The following is a 22,732-nucleotide window of genomic DNA, read 5'->3' on the forward strand; positions in this document are numbered from 1 at the left end:
TCCGTTATGGGACAGGGGAAAGCGATGACGCCGTGAACCGCAAGATCCTGATTGTCGAAGATGATGTCTCGACCGCGAGCTATCTAGCCAAGGGGCTGACCGAAGCGGGTTATGCCGTCGAGACCTGTGGCGATGGGCGTGACGGACTGTTCCTCGCGAGCGAGGGCATCTTCGACCTCATCATCGCCGACCGGATGCTGCCAGGGCTCGACGGCCTCGCCATGGTCAGCGCGGTCCGCGCGGCCGGCATCGTCACCCCGGTCCTCATCCTTTCCGCGCTCGCGGCGGTCGATCACCGGGTCGACGGGCTGAAGGCCGGGGCCGACGACTATCTCTGCAAACCCTTCTCGTTCGCGGAACTGTCGGCGCGCGTCGAGGCGCTGGTGCGCCGGTCGGACCGCCTCGCGAGCGATCCGCAAAAGACCAAGCTGTCGGTCGGCGATCTCGAGATCGACCTGCTCTCGCGCGTCGTGTCGCGCGGTGGGCACACCATCCCGCTGGGCGCGCGTGAATTCAACCTCCTGGAATTCCTCGCGCGGCATGCAGGGCAGGTCGTGACGCGGACGATGATGCTCGAGAAGATCTGGAACTATCACTTCGACCCAGGATCGAACGTCGTCGACGTCCATATCGGGCGGTTGCGGCGCAAGCTCGAGGACGGGTTCCCGACGCCGATCCTCCATACGGTACGTGGGGCAGGATACCGGCTCGCCGTGGAGGGCTGAACCACGATGCGCCTGTCGGTCACCGCGCGGATCGCGCTGCTCGCGATCATGCTGTCGCTGGTGTCCAACCTCGCGCTGATCGGCTTCGTTTGGAAACAGACCAGCGCCGATGCGATCGATGCGATCCGGCGCGAGACCACCGAACAGTCTGATGCGCTGCGTACCGTCTGGCAGGTCGGCGGTATTCCCGAACTGCGCCAGGCGATCGGCGAGGCGGTCAGCCCCGGCGACGTCTCGCTGGTACTCGCGCTCGTCGACGCGGACGGACGGACCGTCCAGGGGGTCGCGCCCGCCCGGCTGACCGTGCCGCTGCGGATGACCCGCTTCAGGATCGCCCGGCTTGGCGACGACGCGTTGTGGAACGCGCGCGAGACGGGGTACGCCCTGTACCCGATCGGCCGGCAATGGCTGCTGACCGGCCGCAACCTTGACCTGATCGCGGCGGAGGAACGTGCGATGGAGCGCGCGCTGGCCTTCGCCATCACCCTCTCGCTCGCGCTCGGCATCGTCGGGGGACTCGTTCTCGCGCGTTATGTCGGTCGGCGTCTCGACGGGATAGCGAGCGTCGTCGAGGCTGCGGGCGAGGGTGACCTGTCACGCCGTGTGGCCGTGGTCGCGGGTGGCGGTGACGCGTTCGACCGGCTGGCTGCGCGGCTGAACGTCATGCTCAGCAAGCTTGAGGGGGTGATGGCCGAGCTGCGCGTCGTGACCGACAGCCTGGCGCATGACCTTCGTTCCCCTCTCGCGCGATTACGGACCAAGACCGAGCAGGCGGTGCTGATCGCGGACCCCGACGCGCGTGAAGTGGCGCTGGGCGGGCTGCTGACAGAGACCGACCTCGTCATGCGGATGCTGACGATGGTGATCGAGATCAGCCGGTCGGGATCGGTGTCGCGCGACCGGTTCATCCAGGTGTCGCCTGCGAACCTGCTCGAGGAGATCGGTGAGCTCTATGCCCCGGTCGCCGAGGACGCGGGCTTGAGCTTCGTCGTGGCGATCGACGATCGGCCACCGGCAATGGCGCTGCACCGCGAACTGCTGAGCCAGGCGATCACCAACATGATCGACAATGCGCTGCGGCATGGTGCCAGTGGCGGCACGGTGACGCTTCGCCTGATCGAGCGCGGTGACGGCGTCGCGATCCAGGTCGAGGATCGCGGGCCAGGGATCGCGGTGGCGGACCGTGCACAGGCGCTCAAGCGATTCGGGCGACTCGACAGCGCACGCACGACCCCGGGGGCGGGGCTGGGCATGGCGCTGGTCGAGGCGGTCGCTCGGCTGCATGACGGGCGGTTCGAACTGGGGGACAATGCGCCCGGCCTGGTCGCGCGGATCGTCCTGCCGGTCTGACCGCGCGCGGGGATGGCTTTGTGTGTGCGGACGCGGCAAGAGGCGGCCGATGGACGCACTTTCGCTTTTCGGGCTTGCCGCGGTCTCCTTCACCCTGCTGTGCTATGCCAAGGAATCGGGATCGCACTGGTGGACGTTCGGCTTCGCGGTCGGGTGCCTGTTCGGATCGGCCTATGGCTTCCTGCAAGGAGCATGGCCGTTCGGCCTGGTCGAGCTGATCTGGTTCGTCGTCGCGCTGCGGCGCTGGATCGTGATGCGACGGGTGGCCGAGCCCCGGCCCTGACGCGGTCGCACTTCACGCATCGCAGGGGCGCATCACGCGGGCGGCGGAACCCGCGGCTTGACAGTTCGTTAGCGCGCGCCTAATTCGACCTCCCCGATACGACGGTTCCCGGCGGCGCTCTTTTGCGTTCGCCGTTATCGTGCGTTTCGGATCATCGCTAGGAGATGAGGGCCGTGCAGCCATGCCGGACCTCGTGGAGCAGGAGAACCAAGTTCATGGCACGTATCGCGGGTGTTAATATCCCGACCAACAAGCGCGTGGTGATCGCGCTGACCTATATTCACGGCATCGGTTCGACCAAGGCCAAGGAAATCGTCGCGAAGCTCGGCATTGCCGACACCGCACGAGTTCAGGACCTGACCGACCAGGAAGTGCTGCACATCCGTGAGGCGATCGACGCCGACTACACCGTCGAAGGCGATCTGCGTCGCCAAGTGTCGATGAACATCAAGCGCCTGATGGATCTCGCCTGCTATCGTGGTCTTCGTCACCGTAAGGGCCTGCCGGTCCGCGGCCAGCGTACGCACACCAATGCGCGCACCCGCAAGGGCAAGGCTAAGCCGATCGCCGGCAAGAAGAAGTAATCCGACTCAACACCGGATTACTCCGCCGGCGCTGGTCCCGAGGGACCGCCCGGCGTCACGCAGATACAGGTCAGGAAATACACCATGGCACGCGAACCTCAGCGCATTAAGCGGCGCGAGCGCAAGAACATCACCTCTGGCGTCGCACACGTGAATGCCAGCTTCAACAACACCATGATCACGATCACCGATGCCCAGGGCAACGCGATCTCGTGGTCGTCGGCCGGCGCAATGGGCTTCAAGGGCTCGCGCAAGTCGACTCCGTACGCGGCGCAGGTCGCAGCGGAAGACGCGGGCAAGAAGGCCGCCGAGCACGGCGTCCGGACGATCGAAGTCGAAGTGAAGGGCCCCGGTTCGGGCCGCGAGTCGGCACTGCGCGCGCTGCAGGCGGTCGGTTTCCAGATCACGTCGATCCGCGACGTGACCTCGATCCCGCACAACGGCGTTCGTCCTTCGAAGCGTCGTCGCGTCTGATTTCTCCGACGTTGCCCGTGCGCGGTTGATCGCGCGGCACGGGTGCATATTCATGGCCGGTGGACGTCCTGTCCGCCGGCCCCCAAATTAGGGGAAGCAAGTGTCTGTCAACGCAAAGAACTGGCAGGAACTCAAGAAGCCCAGCGGCCTGGAGAAAAAGGCCGGTGGCGACACCAAGCGCAAGGCGACCTTCATCGCCGAGCCGCTCGAGCGTGGCTTCGGCCTGACGCTCGGCAACGCGCTGCGTCGCGTGTTGCTTTCGTCGCTGCAGGGCGCGGCCGTGACCTCGATCAAGATCGAGAACGTGCTGCATGAGTTCTCGTCTCTGGCCGGCGTCCGCGAGGACGTGACCGACATCGTCCTCAACGTGAAGCAGATCGCGATCCGCATGCAAGGCGAGGGGCCCAAGCGCCTCCAGCTCTCGGCAACGGGTCCGGGTGAAGTCAAGGCCGGCGACATCGCCGTCTCGGGCGACATCGAGATCATGAACAAGGATCTCGTGATCTGCCATCTCGATGAGGGTGCGACGCTCAACATGGAGCTGACCGCCGACATCGGTAAGGGTTACGTGCCCGCGACCGCAAACCGCCCGGCCGACGCGCCGATCGGTCTGATCCCGGTCGATGCGCTGTACTCGCCGGTACGTCAGGTGTCGTACAAGGTCGACCCGACCCGCGTCGGTCAGGACCTGGATTACGACAAGCTGACGCTGACGATCGAAACCGACGGCACGATCACCCCGGAAGACGCAGTCGGCTATGCCGGTCGCATTCTCCAGGACCAGCTCGCGCTGTTCGTCCACTTCGACGATTCGTCGGTCACCCGTTCGTCGGCCCCGATCGGCCAGGCAGCACCCGCTGCCGGTGGTGCGGAGCCCGCAGGCGACACGCAGCAGATCAACCGTTACCTTCTCAAGAAGGTCGACGAGCTTGAGCTGTCGGTGCGTTCGGCGAACTGCCTCAAGAACGACAACATCATCTACATCGGCGATCTGGTCGGCAAGACCGAAGCCGAGATGCTGCGCACGCCTAACTTCGGCCGCAAGTCCTTGAACGAGATCAAGGAAGTGCTGTCGTCGATGGGTCTTCGCCTGGGCATGGAAATCCCGGGCTGGCCGCCTGAGAACATCGAAGAGATGGCCAAGAAGCTCGAGCAGGAAATCATGGGCTAAGGCCAAGTCGCACCGGGTTAGCGCCAGCTAACCCGGAGACGACGCCAGCCCGGCCGGCGGGTTTCACCCGACCGACGACGCGGCTTTGCCGCGGCGCCATCCGGTAGGAGATTAAAGTAGGCAAGGTGCGGGTTTCGTGATTGACGAAACCCGGCCTTGCTGTCTTTACGAAGGCATCGGTCGCCGGCCTTAACGGCGACCAGCTCCCGGGTACCTCATACGGCCCCTGAACGAACGAAAAGGTATTAAACATGCGCCATCGCGTAGGCGGCCGTAAGCTTCAGCGGACCTCGGCCCACCGTCTTGCTCTGTTCCGCAACATGAGCGCCGCGCTCATCAAGCACGAGCAGATCACCACCACCGTCGCCAAGGCGAAGGAACTGCGTCCTTACATCGAGAAGCTGATCACGCTCGCGAAAAAGGGTGGCCTGTCCAACCGTCGTCTCGCGCATGGCAAGCTGCTCGACGACGCCCAGCTGGTGAAGCTATTCGACGTTCTGGCGACCCGTTATGCGGATCGCAACGGCGGCTATACCCGCGTCATCAAGGCCGGCATCCGCATGTCGGACGCCTCACCGATGGCCGTCATCGAGTTCGTCGACCGCGACGTCTCGGCGAAGGGCCAGGATTCGGGTCCGGTGATGTCGGACGAGGATTACAACGAAGCGGCATAATCCCCGCCTCTCGTTAGTCGAATTGCAGGCCGCGTTTCCCATCCGGGAAGCGCGGCCTCTTTCGTTACGGGTTCCATCCGGCTATGCGCCCGACATGGAGCACCCAGACAGCATTCTCATCGTCGATTTCGGCAGCCAGGTAACCCAGCTGATCGCCCGCCGCGTGCGCGAGGCGGGCGTCTATAGCGAGATCGCCCCCTTCCAGTCCGCCGCGGCCGCGTTCGAACGGATGCAGCCAAAGGGGATCATCCTGTCGGGTGGCCCCGCCTCGGTCACGACCGAGAATAGCCCCCGCGTGCCGCAGCATTTCTTCGAGGCGGGGATCCCGATCCTTGGCATCTGTTACGGCCAGCAGGTTATGTCCGCGCAGCTCGGCGGCAACGTGATCGTCTCGGGTGATGGCGGCGAGTTCGGCAGCGCCTTCGTCGAGGTGAAGTCGCCTTGCGCGCTGTTCGACGGGCTGTGGGCCGAGGGTGAGCGGCACCAGGTGTGGATGAGCCATGGCGACAAGGTCGACGCGATCCCGCCGGGCTTCACCCCCGTCGCGGTGTCGACCGGTGCCCCCTATGCGATCGTCGCCGACGAGGCGCGGCGCTTCTACGGCGTGCAGTTCCACCCCGAGGTCGTCCACACACCCGATGGCGGCAAGCTGATCGCGAATTTCGCGCGCCACGTCTGCGGGCTCAGCGGCGACTGGACGATGGCCGAGTTCCGCGAGACCAAGATCGCCGAGATCCGCGCGCAGGTCGGTAGCGGCCGGGTTATCTGCGGCCTGTCGGGGGGCGTCGACTCGGCGGTCGCGGCGGTTCTAATCCATGAAGCGATCGGCGAGCAGCTCACCTGCGTCTATGTCGACCACGGGCTGATGCGCGCGGGCGAGAGCGAGCAGGTCGTCAGCCTGTTCCGCGGTGCCTACAACATCCCGCTGATCCATGTGAACGTCGAGGAACTGTTCCTGAGCGGTCTCGCTGGGATCACTGACCCCGAACTCAAGCGCAAGTTCATCGGCAAGACCTTCATCGACGTGTTCGATGCCGAGGCCAAGAAGCTGGGCGGGGCGGAGTTCCTGGCTCAGGGTACGCTCTATCCCGACGTGATCGAGAGCGTCAGCTTCACCGGCGGGCCGTCGGTAACGATCAAGAGCCACCACAATGTCGGCGGTCTGCCCGAGCGGATGAACATGAAGCTCGTCGAGCCCTTGCGCGAACTGTTCAAGGACGAGGTCCGCGCGCTTGGTCGCGAATTGGGTCTGCCCGAGATCTTCGTCGGGCGTCACCCGTTCCCCGGACCCGGCCTCGCGATCCGCATCCCCGGCGAAGTCACCAAGGAACGCTGCGACATCCTGCGCAAGGCGGATGCGATCTATCTCGAGGAGATCCGCGCGGCGGGGCTCTACGACACGATCTGGCAGGCGTTCGCGGTGCTGCTGCCCGTCCGGAGCGTCGGCGTGATGGGCGATGGGCGCACCTACGATAACGTCCTCGCCCTGCGTGCGGTGACGTCGACCGACGGGATGACCGCGCAGGCGTTCCAGTTCCCGGGCGATTTCCTGCCGCGCGTGGCGACCCGGATCATCAACGAGGTCAAGGGCATCAACCGCGTCACCTACGACTATACGTCGAAGCCGCCCGGTACGATCGAGTGGGAGTGAGCCCCATGGGCGGCGTGCGCCTCTTCGCCTGAGCGGTTTCCCCGATTGCAGGATGGGCGCGGGTGTTCCATTCCCTCGTAGACAAGCAGGACCGGGGGAGAGCGGTGATGAGCATGCAGAGGGCGTCGAAGGCGCTGGCGATCGCGATGACGTGTGTTGCCGCGATGGTCCCGGGCACAGGCGCGGCGCAGGGCGTGACGCCCGCGGTCAAGGTCGAGGGCGGGTCGGTGACCGGCACGACGGCCGCAGGCGTCGCGGTCTTCAAGGGCATACCCTTTGCAGCGCCGCCGGTCGGCCCCTTGCGCTGGCGGGCGCCGCAGCCGGTGCAGAAATGGTCGGGCGTGCGCGCGGCGGACCGTTTCGGGCATGACTGCATGCAACTGCCCTTTCCGAGCGATGCCGCGCCGCTCGGCACGACGCCGGCGGAGGATTGTCTCGTCCTCAACGTCTGGCGTCCGGCGGCGTCAGCGGCGCCTAAACCCGTGCTGGTCTGGATCTATGGCGGCGGGTTCGTGAATGGCGGGTCGTCGCCTGCGGTCTATGACGGGTCGGCGTTCGCACGGCAGGACGTCGTGTTCGTCAGCTTCAACTACCGGCTCGGACGGTTCGGCTTCTTCGCGCATCCCGCGCTGAGCGCCGCGAACGAGGGACCGCTCGGCAACTATGCGCTGCTCGACCAGATCGCGGCGTTGCAATGGGTGCAAGCGAACATCGCGAAATTCGGGGGCGATCCGGCGCAGGTCACGCTGATGGGTGAATCGGCAGGGGGCGCTTCGGTGTTGAACCTGATGGCATCGCCGATGGCAAAGGGCCTGTTCGCGCGGGCGATCGTGATGTCGGGCGGCGGGCGCACATTGATCGGTGGCGTGCCGCTTCGCGCCGAGGCGGGCGGCAGGCCTTCGGCCGAGACGATCGGCGTCAACTTTGCGACGACCCAGGGCATTGCGGGACGGTCTGATGCGGAAACGCTCGCGGCGCTTCGCGCCTTGCCCGCCGATCAGGTGCGCGGCGAGTTGAACCTTGCCTATCGGGGCCCGGTGGATGTGCCGACCTATGCGGGCGGACCGATCGTCGATGGCCGCATCGTGGTCGGCACGACGGACGGAGCGATGCGGCGAGGGACCGCGATGGCGGTACCGATGATGGTCGGGACCACCGACGCGGATATCGCGGGCTTTGGCGAGACGTCCAAGGAGGGGCTGTTCGCCAGCTTCGGTGCGCAGGCCGACGCCGCCCGCGCCGCCTATGATCCCGCGGGCACGCAGGAGCTTGCCGCGGTCGGTCCCGAGGTAGGACGCGACCGCCTGATGCACGAACCCGCGCGGCTCGTCGCGCAGGAGACGCAGCGCGCGGGGCAGCCAGCCTATCTCTATCGCTTCGGCTATGTCGCACAATCGATGCGCAAGGACTGGTCGGGCGCGCCGCATGCCACGGACATCCCGTATTTCTTCGACACGGTTGCCGCGAAATACGGCGCGGCGCTAACCCCGCAGGATGCCCGCGCCGCGCAGCTCGCCAACCGCTATGTCGTCAATTTCGTGCGGAAGGGCGATCCCAACGCGCCGGGACTACCGCGCTGGCCGGCCTTCGACGCACGCCGGGGCGCCGTGCAGCTGCTGCAGGCCGATGCGAGCGCGATCAACGGCGTGGATCCGCTCAAGGCCCGGCTGGATGCGGTACAGGGGGCCGCCGACGCCGTGGCAGCAGGCCCCGAACGGCGCTGAGGCACGCCACGCAGCCGCTTGCACACATAGTTCGAGCGTCTGGCGTCGGCGTCTTCTGTCAATTTCAGTAGGAATCGGCCCGCTCGAGAAAAGGGGATAACTCGTGCGGGCCGCAGTCCAGCGCCGACGCTGCTGTCTTGGGGAAGCGCGTCGGACAGATCGGATATGGGCGGAATGCCGCGATGTATCAAGACTTTTGAAAGGAAGTTGTGCCGACCGATTGCGGGACAAACCTGGAGATCGAATTGCGATTCGGCGATCCCGATTGCGCTGTGTGTGGTCTGCACCGAACGATGCCGACCAAGCGGGGAGGGATGGTGCTGCGCGCCCCGCCGGCCCGTGTGACTGAAAACTGGCGGGGCGCTGAAGGTTACGCGATACTCGGCAACGCCTCTGCCCATGGCTTATGCCAAGCAGTCGTGAATTGAAAATGAACGGGGCGCCCCGCCCGTCCGTGCGACACTCTCGTATCCGGGCGGGGCGCCGAGGACGCGATGCCGTATCGGCACTGCGTCGCTAACGACAAGCTAGCATTGGCGGCGAAACTTGACAGCACCGCTCGTCACGCCGCTGCCTCGTTTCGCCCGAAAATCTGCGCTAGGCGGGGGGCGCGGCCGTTCGGACGGGCCGGTGGTATCGGAGCGAAGGCATGCGGAGGATCGGGGTGACACTGGGGCTGATGCTCGTCGGCGCATGCCAGCAGTCGGGCGATGGCCGGGATGCCGCCGCCGTGGAACGCCGCGTGGTGGTCGGGACGCTGACGGGCGACCCGGTGGCGGGTGCGCGCGTGTTCGTTCAGTGCAACGCCTGCCACACGATCGGTGCGGACGCAGTCGATACCGATGGCCCCAATCTTTATGACGTGGTCGACGGCCCGGTCGCGCAACGCCGGCCGCGATTTGCCTATACCGCGGCGTTGCAGGCAATGGGCGGGCGCTGGGATGCAGCGCGGCTCGATGCGTGGCTTCGAGCACCGCAGGGCTTGGTGCCGGGGACGACGATGCGCTTTGCCGGTCTGTCCGATGCGCAGCAGCGCGCCGACGTGATCGCCTATCTCGCGACCTATCGCCGAGACCGTTAGGAAAATTGGCGCGCCCGGAGGGAGTCGAACCCCCGACCGAGGAGGTAGAAGCTCCTTGCTCTATCCAACTGAGCTACGGGCGCGCACGCGTTCCGATTAGCGTGCATTGCACGAGCTTGGAACCGTCATCATAACGACGCGATGAATATCGTGGATCCCGACGCGCCCGAGCCGGTGGCGGCCACTGCCATGCGCAGTGAACAGTTCCGCTATTTCGATTTCGTGATGGCGGCATTCGTCACGATCCTCCTGCTGTCCAACGTCATCGGCGCGGGCAAGCGGGCGGTGATCGACCTGCCGTTCATCGGTGCCTGGCCGTTCGGCGCGGGGATCCTGTTCTTTCCGGTCAGCTATGTGATCGGCGACGTGCTGACCGAAGTCTACGGCTATGCGCGTGCGCGCCGCTGCATCTGGGCCGGGTTCGGCGCGATGCTCTTCATGGTGTTCATGTCGACGGTGGTCGTCGCGCTGCCGCCGGACGCGGGGTGGACGGGGCAGGCGGCGTATGAGTCGGTGTTCGGACAGGTGCCGCGGATCGTGCTGGCCTCGATCTGCGCGTTCTGGGTAGGCGAGTTCGCCAACAGCTTCGTGCTCGCGCGGATGAAGATCTGGACCAAGGGGCGCATGCTGTGGACGCGGACGATCGGCAGCACGGTGGTAGGGCAGGCGTTCGACAGCCTGATCTTCTATCCGCTGGCCTTTTACGGCGCGCCCGACTGGCCGGTCGAGGCGATGCTGATGGTGATGGTCAGCCAGTTCGCGCTGAAGGTGTCGTGGGAGGTGCTGCTGACGCCGCTAACCTATGTCGCGGTGGGGTGGCTCAAGCGGCGCGAGGGGGTGGATGTGTATGACGAGGGGACGGACTTTTCGCCGTTCCGGACGCGGGTTTAAACTTGTCGCATGCGATCCGCTTCCGCCCCCACCCGTTCGTGCTGAGCGAAGTCGAAGCACCTGGGTCTCAGGCCCTTCGACTTCGCTCAGGGCGAACGGATGGGGTGGGGTGGGGTGACGAACCCGATTAAGCGCTGACGGCTTCCATCAGGCCTTCGAACAGCCGCCGGCCATCCGTGCCGCCATGCGCCGCTTCGATCCGGCGTTCCGGGTGCGGCATCATGCCGAGAACGTTGCCCTTGTCGTTGAGCAGGCCAGCGATGTTGCGCGCCGATCCGTTGACGCTCTCGGCATAGCGGAAGGCGACGCGGCCTTCGCCCTCGAGGCGGTCGAGCGTCTCGGTGTCGGCAAAGTAATTGCCGTCATGATGCGCGACCGGGAAGGAGACGCGTTCGCCAGCGCTATAGCCAGACGTGAAGCGGCTCGAAGACGTCTCGACGGTCAGCGCGACGTCACGGCAGACGAAGTTCAGCCCCTGGTTGCGCATCAGCGCGCCGGGCAGGAGCCCCGCCTCGGTCAGCACCTGGAAGCCGTTGCAGATCCCGAGCACGGGCAGGCCCTTGCCAGCCTGCTCGACGACTGCGCGCATGATCGGCGAGCGTGCGGCGATCGCGCCCGAGCGCAGGTAATCGCCGTAGGAGAAGCCGCCGGGCACCGCGACCAGCCCGACATCGCCCGGCAGGTCGGCGTCGCCGTGCCAGACCATCGTCGGCTTGACGCCGGTCACCGTTTCCAGCGCGACGGCAATGTCGCGGTCGCAGTTGGAGCCGGGAAAAACGATGACCGCAGTCTTCATGATTTTACCACCTTCATGCCTTCTCGACCCGGTAATTCTCGATCACCGTGTTGGCGAGCAGCTTGCGGCACATGCCGTCGATCGTCGCGTCGTCGGTATCGTCGGCGACCTCCAGCTCGATCAGCTTACCCTGGCGGACGTCCTGCACGCCGTCGAAGCCGAGGCTGCCGAGTGCGTGATGGATGGCGCGGCCCTGCGGGTCGAGCACGCCGGGTTTGAGTGTCACGAAAACCTTGAGTTTCATTTACTTGCCCCGGTTCTTGCGATGCTTTTCGAGGTCGAGGACCGAATTGTCGCCACCTTCGGGCAACAGGCCAAGACGGCGTGCAACCTCCTGATAGGCCTCGACTTCGCCGCCGAGATCGCGGCGGAAGCGGTCCTTGTCCATCTTCTCGTTGGTTTCCATGTCCCACAGACGGCAGCCATCGGGGCTGATCTCGTCCGCGAGGATGATGCGGCCATAGTCGTTGTCGAAGATGCGGCCGAATTCGAGCTTGAAGTCGACGAGGCGGATGCCGACGCCGGCAAACAGCCCGCACAGGAAATCGTTCACGCGGATCGCGAGGTCGGCGATGTCGTGCATCTCCTCCTGGCTCGCCCAGCCGAACGCGGCGATATGCTCGTCGGAGATCATCGGATCGCCGAGTGCATCGTCCTTGTAGTAATATTCGATGATCGTGCGGGGCAGCTTGGTGCCCTCCTCGATCCCAAGACGCTTCGAGATCGAACCCGCGGCGACGTTGCGCACGACGACCTCGATCGGGACGATCTCGACCTGGCGGATCAGCTGCTCGCGCATGTTAAGCCGGCGGATGAAGTGCGTCGGCACGCCGATATGATCGAGCAGCGTGAAGATGTGCTCGGAAATCCGGTTGTTGAGCACGCCCTTGCCGTTGATCGTACCCTTTTTCTGGGCATTGAACGCGGTCGCGTCGTCCTTGAAATACTGGATCAGCGTGCCGGGCTCGGGACCCTCGTAGAGGATCTTGGCCTTGCCTTCGTAGATCTGGCGGCGGCGAGCCATGCGCGGTCCCCTGAAAATTGAGCGGCCCCGACCCCCACGATAATCTTCGCGGAGCCGAGGCCGGAATAGGCCGCGCCTATAGGCGAAGGGCGCGGGCGGTGCAATCGGATCGGCGTGCCGGTGTGAACGGAATGCAGGGCTGTCGATGCTATCCGGCGACTTCGGGAAGCGGCTGGTCCACCGGCGCCGCCCGGGCGGGGCGGGCCGGGGTCAGTCGGCGAACGAGACCGAGCAGCGGTTTCTCGACCAGCAGATGGGCGAGCAGGCCGATGATGATCGCGATGATGACGATCAGGACCACGACGGGTTGCTGCGGCAGTCGGCTGACCGCGGGAATCTTCACCAGCCATCCATAGCCCATCATCACGAAGGCGTGGGTGAGATACAGCGCATAGGAGGCATCACCAAGCAGAACGAGGAACCGCGCCACCGCGGTGCGTGGTGCGCCGATCGTCAAGACGCTGGCGACGACGACGACTGCGGGAAGGCCCCACGCCGCGATGCGCGGCAGTTCGGGCAGGCTGGTGGTGGCGTCGTGCGCGACGAACAGCGGCACGACGGCCATAACCGCCATTGCGACAAGTGCCATGACGGGCGGCACGGGCCAGGCCCGTTCGCGGCGAGTCCAGGCGGCATAGCCATATCCCAGGACGAGGCCGAAGCAGAATTCGAGCGATAGCGGGCTTGCGAGAAACTTGGCGGTGGCGGTCGCAGGCATCAGCGATCCCGCGACCTGCAGGCACAGGATCGCCGCGATCGTCGCGATCACCGATAGCGTCGCCGAGCGCGCCCAGAGCGTGGCCGCGAAGAGAAGGTAGAAATACATTTCAAAGACAAGCGTCCACGCGGTTCCGAGCAGCGCATTGCCCGGCAGCAGGATCAGCGCGCCGGCGATCGTCCGTGCGGGATAATGGTTGGAAGCAAGGAATCCCATCGCCGAGATCGTCAGGACGGCGAGGCAGCACAACCAGTAGAAGGGGTAGATGCGGGTGGCGCGGCGAAACAGGAAGGTCCCGGGTGTCGGCGGGCCGCGGCGATCCCTGAACGTGACGTGGAACATGATGAAGCCGCTGATGACGAAGAATATGTCGACGCCCGATGCGCCCGATGTCGTCAGCCAGTCGGGGCTGAACTTTCCGATCGCACCCCCCGACTCCTCCAGCGCGTGATGGACGACGACGGCCAGCGCCGCGATCGCGCGCAGCATCTGTACGCCGTATAATTCGACATGACCCGACTGTTTGATTGTCACTGTTACGCCCCCGCGGCGCGACGCTCCCCATGCGCCGCGCCTATCGGCTAACAGATCGTACAGTGAAAGTCAGGGCTGGTTCGTCGGACGTGAAGCCGCGTTATTTTACAACTCTTGGCCGTTAGCGAAGGATGCTGTTCTCAGGTAACGGCAAGTCGTTCCGAATACTGCGGATTCTGCCATTCTCCGGTTTCGACGATCTTTTTCAGCATCTCGCCCGCGCACCAGACGTCTTCATGACTGAGATAGAGCGGGGTCAGGCCGAGGCGGAGGATGTCGGGGTCGCGGAAGTCGCCGATGACGCCGTGCGCGATGAGCGCCTGCGTGATCGCATGGGCATGGGGGTGGCGGAAGCTGATATGGCTGCCGCGCTGGGCGGGATCGCGCGGACTGACGCAGTCGAGGCCGAGCGCGTCGCCGGCGGCGGCGAGGATGTCGAACAGACGCGCGCTCTTGGCGGCGACGGCGTGCTGGTCGATATCGGCCCAGAGGTCGAGCGCGGTTTCGAGCGCGGCGGTCGACAGCATCGCGGGCGTGCCCGCGAGCCAGCGCTTCATCCCCGGCGCGGGGCGATAGGCGTCCTCGAACGCGAAGGGCGCGGCGTGGCCCATCCAGCCGGACAGCGGGCTGGCGAGCCTGTCCTGCCAGCGCGTCGCGACATAGATAAAGGCGGGCGCGCCGGGGCCGCCGTTGAGATATTTATACGTGCAGCCGACCGCCAGATCGGCGTCGGCGCCGTTCAGGTCGATCGGTACCGCGCCGACGCTGTGGCTGAGGTCCCAGAGCATCAACGCGCCGGCATCGTGCGCGCGGGCGGTCCACGCGGTCATGTCGAACCGCTCGCCGGTCTTGTAGTGGACATGGGTGAGCAGCAGCACCGCGGTGTCCTCGTCGAGCGCCTCTGCGAGATCCGCGCGCGCGACCACCTTCAGCCGGGCGTCGGGGACGCAGGCGACCGCGCCCTCGGCGATATGGAGGTCGGTCGGGAAATTGCCGGCCTCGCTCAGCACCGTGTGGCGGTCGGGGTTGGCGCGTAACGCCGCGACCAGCGCTTTGAACAGATGCGTCGAGGTCGTGTCGCCGATGATCACCTCGTCCGCGGCGGCGCCGATCAGCGGGGCGATCTTCGCGCCGATCCGCTGCGGTGCGTCGATCCAGCCCTCGTTCCAGCTGCGGATCAGCCGATCGCCCCATTGGCGGGTCGCGACGTCGGCGAGCGCGGCGGGCGTCGCCTTGGGAAGCGCGCCGAGTGAATTGCCGTCGAGATAGATCACGCCTTCCGGCAGCGCGAACTGCTCCCGGTACGCTGCCAGAGGATCGGCGGCGTCAAGCGCGCGGACTTCGTCGAGGGTCATGGTCGGGCCTTTGTCGATACGGGCGGGTTCAGGGTCATTTCAGGGCAGCCGCGATCAGCCGTTTCGCGTCGGCCCAGGCCGCTGTCTCGGGTGCGACGAGTTCGACATGGCCGGTCGCCGGGATGGTGTGGAGGACGGCGGTGTCGCCTGCGGCTTTCGCCCTGGCGACATAATCGGTGGCGAAGGGGAAGGGGATGATCCGGTCCTCGCGACCGTTGACGAGGTCCTGCGCGATGCCGAGCGGGAGGAGGCGCGGCACCGATGTGTCGGCGTACACATCCGCACGGGCCGCGCTGGGCGTCCCGACGAGCTTGGCGACGACCTCCGTGCCGCAGCCATTGGCGGGGGTGGCCGCCGTCGCCTCAAGATCGGGCAACCCGCCGAGGCTGATGACATGGTCGATGTGCAGCGGCGCGCTGCTGTGGAGCGGGCTGGCAGCAGGAAGCTTCGCGCGGGCGGCGAGCCAGAGCGCGAGATGGCCGCCGGCGGAATGGCCGATCGCGACGATGCGGCGCGTGTCGAGACTGAAGGTCGCCGCGTTCGCAGTGAGCGCGTCGGTCGCCTTCGCCGCGTCCTCGAACGTCCCCGGATAACCCCCGCCGGCGCGGTCGACGCCGCGATAATCGATGTTCCAGACCGCGATGCCGTTCTTGCGAAGATCGTCCGCGACCCAGTTCATCAGGCTGCGATCGGCGATGCTCGTCGTCCAGCAGCCGCCATGGACCATCACCACGACCGGGAAGGGGCCTTTGCCCTTCGGCCGCCAGACATCGACCTTCTGCATCTGGTCGGGACCATAGGCGATGGTCGCGTCTGGGCTGGGCTTCGGGCGTTTGACGAGGTCGGGCCAGGTCAGGAGCTTGGGTGCGGGCGGTTCGGCGGTCACCGGTGTGGAGATGGCGGCGAGCGCAAGAAAGGCAAGGCGGATCATGGGGTTGCGGGGCCTTTCGGGGAGCAGGTGACGAACGCAGCAGCGGTCATGGTCTGACGGTGGCGGACGTTGCGGGTGGACGCAATATCGGTGGGAGGCTTGGCTCGTGGGTCCTGATGTTCGTCAGGGTGACGGGCAGGGGATGAGGACCGGGCGGCCTGGTCGGGGTGTTGAGAACAACAGTGGAACCTTTGGGCCGCGCTTGCTATCCACAAGGCAACTATGGTCACCGATTTCAAAGATCCCTTCGATTCCATCGTCGACGCCCCCTTCGACAGCGCGCTGAGCGAGCGGTATCTCGTCTATGCGCTCTCGACGATCACCGCGCGGTCGCTGCCCGATGTGCGCGACGGGATGAAGCCGGTGCACCGGCGGCTGCTCTGGGCGATGCGTCTGCTGAAGCTCGATCCGAGCCAGGGCTACAAGAAATGCGCGCGCGTCGTCGGCGACGTGATCGGCAAATATCATCCGCATGGCGACCAGTCGGTCTATGACGCGATGGTCCGGCTCGCGCAGACCTTCTCGCTGCGCTATCCGCTGGTCGACGGGCAGGGCAATTTCGGCAATATCGACGGGGATAACGCCGCCGCGTACCGCTATACCGAGGCACGGCTGACACAGGTCGCGGTCGACCTGATGGACGGGCTCGACGAGGATGCGGCCAATCTTCGCCCGACCTACAATGGCGAGGACGAGGAGCCCGAGCTGTTCCCCGGCATGTTCCCCAATCTGCTTGCCAATGGCGCGAGCGGGATCGCGGTCGGGATGGCGACGAGCATCCCGCCGCACAATGCCGCCGAACTGATCGAGGCGGCGATCCTGCTGGTCGATCAGCCCGATGCCGACAATGACGCGATCCTGGCGCATGTGACGGGGCCGGACTTTCCGACCGGCGGGCTGGTCGTCGATCCGCCAGCGGTGATCCGCGAATCCTATGCCAGCGGGCGCGGCGGGTTCCGGGTGCGCGCGCGCTGGGAAATCGAGCGCGAAAAGGGCGGGATGTGGACGCTGATCGTGTCCGAGATCCCGTATGGCGTGCAGAAGGGCAAGCTGATCGAGCAGATCGCCGACCTGATCAACGCCAAGCGCCTGCCGATCCTGGCGGACGTGCGCGACGAATCGGACGCCGAAATCCGCATCGTGCTGGAGCCGCGGAGCCGGACGGTCGATCCGCAGGTGCTGATGGACGGGCTGTTCCGGCTGACCGATCTCGAGACGCGGGTCAGCCTCAACCTTAACGTGCTCGACAAGGATCGCACGCCGCGCGTGATGTCGCTGCGCGAGGCATTGTCGGCCTGGGTCGAGCATCAGTTCGTCGTGCTGACGCGGCGGACCCAGCACCGGCTGGAGAAGATCGCCGACCGGATCGAACTGCTCGACGGCTATCTGATCGCCTATCTCAATCTCGACCGCGTGATCGAGATCATCCGCACCGAGGACGAGCCGAAAAAGGTGATGATCGCCGAGTTCAACCTGACTGATCGTCAGGCGGAGGCGATCCTGAACATGCGGCTGCGGTCGCTTCGCCGGCTCGAAGAGTTTGAGATCAAGACCGAACGCGACAAGCTCGATAAGGAACAGGCGACGCTGACCGCGTTGCTCGCCGATCCCAAGCTGCAGAAGAAGCGGATGAAGGCGGACCTGCGCAAGATCCGCGACCGCTATGGCGCCGAGACGCTGCTCGGCAAGCGGCGCACGACGATCGAGGAGGCGGCGCCGACTCGCGACATTCCGCTTGAGGCGATGATCGAGCGCGAGCCGATCACGGTGATCCTGTCGCAGCGCGGCTGGATCCGGGCGATGCGCGGGCATAATGATCTGGCGAGCCCCGAGGCGCTGAAGTTCAAGGAGGGCGATGGCCCGGCCTTCGCCTTCCATGCGCAGACGACCGACAAGCTGTTGCTGGCGGCGGAGAATGGGCGATTCTTCACGCTGGCGGCGGACAAGCTGCCGGGCGGGCGCGGCTTTGGCGAGCCGGTGCGCGCGATGATCGACCTCGACGGCAGCGTCGGGATCGTCGCGTTGTTGCCGGCGGCGCGGCAGGCCAAGCTGATGGTCGCGGCGACCGATGGCCGCGCGTTCATCGCGACCGCAGCGGACGTGATCGCGGAGACACGCAAGGGCAAGACGGTGATGACGCCGCGGATCGGCGAGAAGGTGAAGCTGGTCCGTCCTGTCGACCCCGCGGATGATTATGTCGCGGCGATCGGCGACAACCGCAAGCTGCTGGTGTTCCCGATCAACGAGCTGGTCGAGATGAATCGCGGGCAGGGGGTGCAGCTCCAGCGTTACCGCGACGGCGGGCTGGCGGATGCGATCACCTTCGTGTTCGCCAACGGCTTGAGCTGGGCGATGGGCGGCGAAACCAAACGCACGCGGACCGAGGCGGATCTGGGGCCGTGGCGCACGGCGCGCGGTGCGGCCGGGCGGATGCCCCCCACAGGTTTCCCCCGCGACAACCGATTCGGCTGAAATTCGTCTATGCTAAGGCGATGCGTGCTGACCATCGCGATCTGACTCCAGGGTAAATCGGGGGCCAGTGGCCGGGTCGTTGCGGACTGGTGCGGGGCTGTCTGAACCGGCGTTGAAATAATCGTACTCGTTTTGGGTCTTTTGTAAATTTCACGCGGCCTTAACGAAGCCGGGTTAGGCGGGACTATGGAATGGGTTCTTCACGAGGCCGAACAACCGGCAACCGTCTCGGCTGATCTCGTCGCGCGCGGCCTCGAGCTGAGCCCGATTCCGATGGTCCACCTGACGCTCGAGAATGGTGGGCTGGAGCTGTTCGCGATGAACCGGGCCTATCGCCTGGCCGGGCTGGGCGTCGTCGCGGCACGGTCGCCGATGATCGCCGATCTGGGCGATCGGATCATCGCCTTTCTGCTGACGTCGCAGACCCGACTCGACTTCGACTGGGCCTTTGGCGACACGATCGATTGCCGGCATTACCGCGTGACGATCGCGCGGAGCAGCGCAGCGATCCACGACCGGTGCACGCTGAGCTTCGTCGACCGGACCTCGCAGATCCATACCGAACGCAGCATGCGGCGCGAGATGACGACCGACAGCCTGACCGGGCTGCTCAACCGCGAAGGGTTCGAGGATCTGGTCGAGGCGGTCGAGGATCACGCCGCGCGCGCGGTCCTGGCGATCGATATCGACCGGTTCGGGCGGCTGAACGCGTGTCTGGGATCGCTGGTCGGCGACGAGATGCTGATCACCGTCGCGCGGCGGATCAAGGGCGCGCTGCGGGTCCGCGATACGCTGGCGCGGGTCGGCGGCGGGCAGTTTGCGGTGCTGATGACGATCGACGAGGATCCCGCAGAGGCACTGCGTCTCGCCGACCGGATCCAGCGCGCGCTGATCGCACCGTTCCGCCTGACCGATTACGAGATCCGCGTCGAATGCTCGATCGGCATCGCCTATGGCCGGGACGAGACCGGCGACACCGCCGAGATGATCCGCCACGCGCAGTTCGCGGTGAAGCGCGGCAAGGCGACGGGGCGGACCGAATGCTATCAGCGCCAGGAATTCGTCATCGCACGCGAACAGTTTGGCATGGAGACCGCGCTGCGTCGCGCGATCGAGAATGATCGGCTGCGGCTTGCCTATCAGCCGATCTGCGACCTTGCGACCGGGCGTATCGTCGCGTTCGAGGCGCTGGCGCGGTGGACCGACGAGGATGGTCGCGAGATCCCGCCGACACAGTTCATTCCGGTTGCCGAGGAATCGGGGCTGATCGTTCCACTGGGGCGCTGGGCGATCGATGCGGCGGCGCGGACGCTGGCGGCGTGGGACGTGCGTGCCGGCGGGCATTGCGGCGTTCGCGTCGCGGTGAACCTGTCAGCGATCCAGCTTCAGCGCGATGCGATCGCGCCGGTGGTCGAGTCGGCGCTGTCTCGCTCGCGGCTCGGCGGCGATCGGTTCACCCTCGAACTGACCGAAAGCGCGATCGTGTCCGACCCGGACCGGATCGCGCAGGCGATGCACGCGCTGAAGGATCTCGGTACGACGCTCGCCATGGACGATTTCGGCACCGGTTATTCCAATCTCGCCTATCTCCAGAAACTGCCGATCGATGTGCTGAAGATCGACCGGAGCTTCGTGACGGGGATGCTGGCGGACCGTGACAAGGTGTCGATCGTCCGCGCGATCCTCAGTCTCGCACAGGCGCTCAACATGCAGACGACCGCGGAGGGGATCGAGACGGGCGACTTGGCCCAGACGCTCGCGGCGCTCGGATGCACCTATGGCCAGGGCTATGTCTTCGCTCGGCCGCTCGAGGCGGCTCAGGCGTTCGAGTCGATCTTCAACCGGGTCCCGATCCTGGCCTGAAGGCTCAGGCGAGCGTTTCGGTGACCGCCTTGTCGGCGATCGCATCGACCCGGGCCTGATCGGGAAAGCCCTCCGCGATCCACTGAGTCTCGATCCGCCGGCGCATCGCCGCGACGTCGGGGCCCTTCCGCAGGCCGCGTTCGACCAGCGCGCCGCCGCTGATCGGAAATGCCGGCGGCGACCAGTCGGCAATCGGCGCGACGTCCGCGCCTGCGATCAGCAACCGGTCGATCGCGCCAGCCACGCCGTGGCGATAGGCGAGTGCGCGCGGGCCTTCGTCGCCAATCCCCTGCGTCGCCGCGACGACGCGTTTGCGATTGGTGTTCGACAGTTTCAGCCGTGCAGCGACCACATCGCCGTCGCGGGCGGGGATCAGTGCGGCCAGACGCCTGATCGGATCGGGCGCAATGCCGGCGGCATCTTCGTGATCGACCAGCGCGGCCAGCTGCGCGACCCCGTCGGCGTCGATCTCGGGCAGCACCGCGCGCCAGATGCCGCGCTCGACCATCAGCGCGATCACCGCGACGGCACGCGCCGCGACGAGCAGCTTGAGCAGTTCGGCGGCGATCCGCTCGCGGGACAGCGCCATCAGGTCGTTGGCGCGGGTGGTGCACGCCTCCAGCCCGGCGACGTCGATCTCGCTGCCGAACCGGGCGTGAAAGCGGAAGAAGCGCAGAATCCGCAGATGATCCTCCGCAATTCGCTGCAACGGATCGCCGATGAAGCGCACGCGCCCTGCGGACAGATCGTCCAGGCCACCGAAATAGTCGAAGATCTCACCGCTGACGGGATCGGCGTAGAGCGCGTTGATCGTGAAATCGCGGCGCGCCGCATCCTCGCGCCAGTCATCGGTATAGGCGATCGTTGCATGCCGCCCATCGGTCGCGACATCGCGGCGCAGCGTCGTGATCTCGACCGTTCCCCCCTCGGTCACCGCGGTGATCGTGCCATGCGCGAGCCCGGTCGGTACCGCGCGGATCCGCGCATCCTCGAGCCGTTCGAGCACCTCCTGCGGGGGAAGGCTCGTCGCGATGTCGATGTCGATCGCGCCGGTATCGGCAGGCGTCAGGCCGAGCAGCGTGTCGCGTACCGCCCCGCCGACGAACCGCGACTGCGCCGACGTGCTGCCCAGCACGGCGGTCAGCGCGGCGAGGCCGGGGCGCGTCCGCCAGGCGGCGTCGGGAAGGCTCATGCCCATTGCAGTCGTCGCCTCAGATTGACGATCATCGCCGCGGTCGCGCCCCAGATGCGGCGGTCGTTCCAGATGATCTCGTAATAATGCCGCTCATGACCCTGCCACTCGACGCTGGCTTCGACATGATTGCCCGAATCGAGCAGGAATTCGAGCGGAACCTCGAACACGTTCGCCACCTCCGCCTCGCTCGGGTGAAGCACGAGGTCGGGGGGGATGACGCCGATCACCGGCGTCACCTGAAAGCCGGTGACGGTGCGATAGGTATCGGCCTGGCCGATGACGGTCACGCGGTCGCGCGGCAACGCGATCTCTTCCTCGGCCTCGCGCAGTGCGGCGGTGACGATATCCTCGCCGGGATCGATCCGGCCGCCGGGAAAGGCGATCTGGCCCGCATGCTTGCGCATCGTCTCGGTCCGCTGGGTCAGGATCACCCCGGGTTCGGCACGATCGGTCACCGCGATCAGCACCGCCGCGGGCAGCAGCGTATCGCCGGGCGGCAGATCGATGTCGTCACGGTCGCCGGTCAGCAGGATCATGCCCGGCTCGACACCCCGCGACAGCGCGCTGCGCAGCCGATCGGCGAGCGTCACGCGGCGATGTCTTCGGGCGACGGCATGGCAGGTTCGAGCGGGAAGAACTGGCCGTCGCTCCATAGTCCGACCGGCGACTCGCCGCCGGCAATCGCGCGGTCGGCGAGCTCGTAATAGACCGGCCGTGCGACCACCGCCTCCATCCCGCCGCGAACCATCAGATAGGGCCGCGGGCCATCCTCATCCTCGACGAAGCGGATCGGGTGCGCGGCGCCCGCGGTGACGAGGTCGCCGGTGTTAAGCCGGAAGGTCAGCCTGGTCGCCGGACCCTCGCCATCGATCTTCACCTCGACCGCAACGAACGGGACGTCTTCGACGACGATGTCGAGCTTCTCGACCGGGGTGACCAGGACATAGCCGCCCGATGGCTCGCGCCTGAGGATCGTCGAGAAGAGCCGGACCATCGCCTCGCGGCCGATCGGCGTGCCCTGATGATACCAGGTCCCGTCGCGCGCGATCCGCATTTCGCTGTCGCCACAATGCGACGGATTCCATTTGTCGACCGGCGGCAGTTTCTGCTCGTCGGCGAGCCGGGCGATTTCGGCGAGGCTCAGCGAGGCAAGATCGGGGAGGGGGTCCATAGGCATGAGCGCGAGGTAGGGTGCGCATGGCCTCTCGTAAAGTCTCGCGGCAGGCGAAGCGCCAG

At 66.1% G+C, this 22,732-nt stretch carries 22 protein-coding genes and 1 tRNA gene; 13 read left to right on the plus strand and 10 right to left on the minus strand.

Annotated features, from left to right (window positions below; all coding sequences use genetic code 11):
- Positions 1-32 precede the first annotated feature (32 nt).
- The 10 genes from NEF64_RS06720 to NEF64_RS06765 all read left to right on the plus strand — a co-directional run bounded on the left by NEF64_RS06720 (position 33) and on the right by NEF64_RS06765 (position 9,717).
- Positions 33-725 (plus strand): winged helix-turn-helix domain-containing protein, encoded by a 693-nt coding sequence (locus tag NEF64_RS06720; protein ID WP_031395241.1) that lies wholly within the window; start codon positions 33-35, stop codon positions 723-725.
- Between the two features lie 6 nt (positions 726-731).
- Positions 732-2,075: a sensor histidine kinase gene (locus NEF64_RS06725; protein ID WP_056406241.1), complete on the plus strand. Its 1,344-nt coding sequence runs from the start codon at positions 732-734 to the stop codon at positions 2,073-2,075.
- Positions 2,076-2,124: 49 nt separating this feature from the next.
- Entirely contained in the window at positions 2,125-2,358 is a 234-nt protein-coding gene (locus NEF64_RS06730; protein WP_031395239.1) for a hypothetical protein, read from the plus strand.
- A 215-nt stretch (positions 2,359-2,573) separates the two neighbouring features.
- Positions 2,574-2,942, plus strand: coding sequence for a 30S ribosomal protein S13 (gene rpsM, locus NEF64_RS06735; RefSeq protein ID WP_031395238.1), 369 nt, complete (start codon positions 2,574-2,576; stop codon positions 2,940-2,942).
- Positions 2,943-3,026: 84 nt separating this feature from the next.
- Positions 3,027-3,416, plus strand: coding sequence for a 30S ribosomal protein S11 (rpsK, locus tag NEF64_RS06740; protein ID WP_031395237.1), 390 nt, complete (start codon positions 3,027-3,029; stop codon positions 3,414-3,416).
- Between the two features lie 100 nt (positions 3,417-3,516).
- A complete protein-coding gene (locus NEF64_RS06745) occupies positions 3,517-4,587 on the plus strand; it encodes a DNA-directed RNA polymerase subunit alpha (RefSeq protein WP_031395236.1) in 1,071 nt (356 codons plus the stop codon).
- A gap of 251 nt (positions 4,588-4,838) precedes the next feature.
- A complete protein-coding gene (gene rplQ, locus NEF64_RS06750; protein WP_031395235.1) occupies positions 4,839-5,261 on the plus strand; it encodes a 50S ribosomal protein L17 in 423 nt (140 codons plus the stop codon).
- 94 nt (positions 5,262-5,355) lie between these two features.
- Positions 5,356-6,912, plus strand: coding sequence for a glutamine-hydrolyzing GMP synthase (gene guaA, locus NEF64_RS06755; protein ID WP_056406242.1), 1,557 nt, complete (start codon positions 5,356-5,358; stop codon positions 6,910-6,912).
- 107 nt (positions 6,913-7,019) lie between these two features.
- The gene (locus NEF64_RS06760; RefSeq protein ID WP_156360328.1) at positions 7,020-8,636 is read left to right on the plus strand and encodes a carboxylesterase/lipase family protein; all 1,617 of its coding nucleotides are present in this window, start codon (positions 7,020-7,022) and stop codon (positions 8,634-8,636) included.
- A gap of 649 nt (positions 8,637-9,285) precedes the next feature.
- Positions 9,286-9,717: a c-type cytochrome gene (locus tag NEF64_RS06765; protein ID WP_252574726.1), complete on the plus strand. Its 432-nt coding sequence runs from the start codon at positions 9,286-9,288 to the stop codon at positions 9,715-9,717.
- Positions 9,718-9,723: 6 nt separating this feature from the next.
- On the opposite strand, the gene NEF64_RS06770 is transcribed toward NEF64_RS06765, so the two are convergent.
- Positions 9,724-9,800 (minus strand) — tRNA-Arg (locus NEF64_RS06770).
- Between the two features lie 106 nt (positions 9,801-9,906).
- Between NEF64_RS06770 and NEF64_RS06775 the strand changes: the two genes are divergently transcribed.
- Positions 9,907-10,608 (plus strand): queuosine precursor transporter, encoded by a 702-nt coding sequence (locus NEF64_RS06775; RefSeq protein ID WP_051916672.1) that lies wholly within the window; start codon positions 9,907-9,909, stop codon positions 10,606-10,608.
- 127 nt (positions 10,609-10,735) lie between these two features.
- Here NEF64_RS06775 and purQ read toward each other — a convergent pair whose 3' ends face one another.
- The 6 genes from purQ to NEF64_RS06805 all read right to left on the minus strand — a co-directional run bounded on the left by purQ (position 10,736) and on the right by NEF64_RS06805 (position 15,966).
- Positions 10,736-11,404: a phosphoribosylformylglycinamidine synthase subunit PurQ gene (purQ, locus tag NEF64_RS06780; protein WP_056406243.1), complete on the minus strand. Its 669-nt coding sequence runs from the start codon at positions 11,402-11,404 to the stop codon at positions 10,736-10,738.
- A gap of 13 nt (positions 11,405-11,417) precedes the next feature.
- The gene (purS, locus tag NEF64_RS06785) at positions 11,418-11,648 is read right to left on the minus strand and encodes a phosphoribosylformylglycinamidine synthase subunit PurS (protein ID WP_031439802.1); all 231 of its coding nucleotides are present in this window, start codon (positions 11,646-11,648) and stop codon (positions 11,418-11,420) included.
- Entirely contained in the window at positions 11,649-12,428 is a 780-nt protein-coding gene (gene purC, locus NEF64_RS06790) for a phosphoribosylaminoimidazolesuccinocarboxamide synthase (RefSeq protein WP_031396310.1), read from the minus strand.
- 148 nt (positions 12,429-12,576) lie between these two features.
- A complete protein-coding gene (locus tag NEF64_RS06795; RefSeq protein WP_156360329.1) occupies positions 12,577-13,680 on the minus strand; it encodes an acyltransferase family protein in 1,104 nt (367 codons plus the stop codon).
- Positions 13,681-13,820: 140 nt separating this feature from the next.
- On the minus strand, positions 13,821-15,035 hold the full coding sequence (kynU, locus tag NEF64_RS06800; RefSeq protein ID WP_252574728.1) for a kynureninase: 1,215 nt from the start codon (positions 15,033-15,035) through the stop codon (positions 13,821-13,823).
- Positions 15,036-15,069: 34 nt separating this feature from the next.
- Positions 15,070-15,966, minus strand: coding sequence for an alpha/beta hydrolase (locus tag NEF64_RS06805; RefSeq protein ID WP_082446785.1), 897 nt, complete (start codon positions 15,964-15,966; stop codon positions 15,070-15,072).
- A 222-nt stretch (positions 15,967-16,188) separates the two neighbouring features.
- On the opposite strand from NEF64_RS06805, the gene parC reads away from it, so the two are divergent.
- Positions 16,189-18,438: a DNA topoisomerase IV subunit A gene (parC, locus tag NEF64_RS06810; RefSeq protein ID WP_031396316.1), complete on the plus strand. Its 2,250-nt coding sequence runs from the start codon at positions 16,189-16,191 to the stop codon at positions 18,436-18,438.
- A 186-nt stretch (positions 18,439-18,624) separates the two neighbouring features.
- Positions 18,625-20,301 (plus strand): putative bifunctional diguanylate cyclase/phosphodiesterase, encoded by a 1,677-nt coding sequence (locus NEF64_RS06815; protein ID WP_056406245.1) that lies wholly within the window; start codon positions 18,625-18,627, stop codon positions 20,299-20,301.
- 4 nt (positions 20,302-20,305) lie between these two features.
- Here NEF64_RS06815 and NEF64_RS06820 read toward each other — a convergent pair whose 3' ends face one another.
- Genes NEF64_RS06820 through NEF64_RS06830 form a run of 3 tightly spaced genes read right to left on the minus strand, consistent with a single transcriptional unit; the run spans position 20,306 to position 22,673 of the window.
- Positions 20,306-21,499 (minus strand): CCA tRNA nucleotidyltransferase, encoded by a 1,194-nt coding sequence (locus NEF64_RS06820; RefSeq protein WP_056406246.1) that lies wholly within the window; start codon positions 21,497-21,499, stop codon positions 20,306-20,308.
- A complete protein-coding gene (locus NEF64_RS06825) occupies positions 21,490-22,086 on the minus strand; it encodes a CoA pyrophosphatase (RefSeq protein ID WP_031395196.1) in 597 nt (198 codons plus the stop codon). Before NEF64_RS06825 ends, NEF64_RS06820 begins: the two co-directional genes overlap by 10 nt.
- Positions 22,083-22,673, minus strand: coding sequence for a DUF1285 domain-containing protein (locus NEF64_RS06830; RefSeq protein ID WP_081877670.1), 591 nt, complete (start codon positions 22,671-22,673; stop codon positions 22,083-22,085). The genes NEF64_RS06825 and NEF64_RS06830 overlap by 4 nt, the downstream gene beginning before the upstream one ends.
- Positions 22,674-22,732: the final 59 nt, after the last annotated feature.

It is taken from the genome of Sphingomonas aerolata, assembly GCF_023935825.1.
GTDB classification, from domain to species: Bacteria; Pseudomonadota; Alphaproteobacteria; order Sphingomonadales; family Sphingomonadaceae; genus Sphingomonas; species Sphingomonas aerolata.

Coding starts and splice junctions, on each gene's coding strand:
- NEF64_RS06725 (WP_056406241.1), top strand. CDS start 732: ATGCGCCTGTCGGTCACCGCGCGGATCGCGCTGCTCGCGATCATGCTG.
- NEF64_RS06730 (WP_031395239.1), top strand. CDS start 2,125: ATGGACGCACTTTCGCTTTTCGGGCTTGCCGCGGTCTCCTTCACCCTG.
- rpsM (WP_031395238.1), top strand. CDS start 2,574: ATGGCACGTATCGCGGGTGTTAATATCCCGACCAACAAGCGCGTGGTG.
- rpsK (WP_031395237.1), top strand. CDS start 3,027: ATGGCACGCGAACCTCAGCGCATTAAGCGGCGCGAGCGCAAGAACATC.
- rplQ (WP_031395235.1), top strand. CDS start 4,839: ATGCGCCATCGCGTAGGCGGCCGTAAGCTTCAGCGGACCTCGGCCCAC.
- guaA (WP_056406242.1), top strand. CDS start 5,356: ATGGAGCACCCAGACAGCATTCTCATCGTCGATTTCGGCAGCCAGGTA.
- NEF64_RS06760 (WP_156360328.1), top strand. CDS start 7,020: ATGAGCATGCAGAGGGCGTCGAAGGCGCTGGCGATCGCGATGACGTGT.
- NEF64_RS06765 (WP_252574726.1), top strand. CDS start 9,286: ATGCGGAGGATCGGGGTGACACTGGGGCTGATGCTCGTCGGCGCATGC.
- NEF64_RS06775 (WP_051916672.1), top strand. CDS start 9,907: ATGCGCAGTGAACAGTTCCGCTATTTCGATTTCGTGATGGCGGCATTC.
- purQ (WP_056406243.1), bottom strand. CDS start 11,404: ATGAAGACTGCGGTCATCGTTTTTCCCGGCTCCAACTGCGACCGCGAC.
- purS (WP_031439802.1), bottom strand. CDS start 11,648: ATGAAACTCAAGGTTTTCGTGACACTCAAACCCGGCGTGCTCGACCCG.
- purC (WP_031396310.1), bottom strand. CDS start 12,428: ATGGCTCGCCGCCGCCAGATCTACGAAGGCAAGGCCAAGATCCTCTAC.
- kynU (WP_252574728.1), bottom strand. CDS start 15,035: ATGACCCTCGACGAAGTCCGCGCGCTTGACGCCGCCGATCCTCTGGCA.
- NEF64_RS06805 (WP_082446785.1), bottom strand. CDS start 15,966: ATGATCCGCCTTGCCTTTCTTGCGCTCGCCGCCATCTCCACACCGGTG.
- parC (WP_031396316.1), top strand. CDS start 16,189: ATGGTCACCGATTTCAAAGATCCCTTCGATTCCATCGTCGACGCCCCC.
- NEF64_RS06815 (WP_056406245.1), top strand. CDS start 18,625: ATGGAATGGGTTCTTCACGAGGCCGAACAACCGGCAACCGTCTCGGCT.
- NEF64_RS06820 (WP_056406246.1), bottom strand. CDS start 21,499: ATGGGCATGAGCCTTCCCGACGCCGCCTGGCGGACGCGCCCCGGCCTC.
- NEF64_RS06830 (WP_081877670.1), bottom strand. CDS start 22,673: ATGCCTATGGACCCCCTCCCCGATCTTGCCTCGCTGAGCCTCGCCGAA.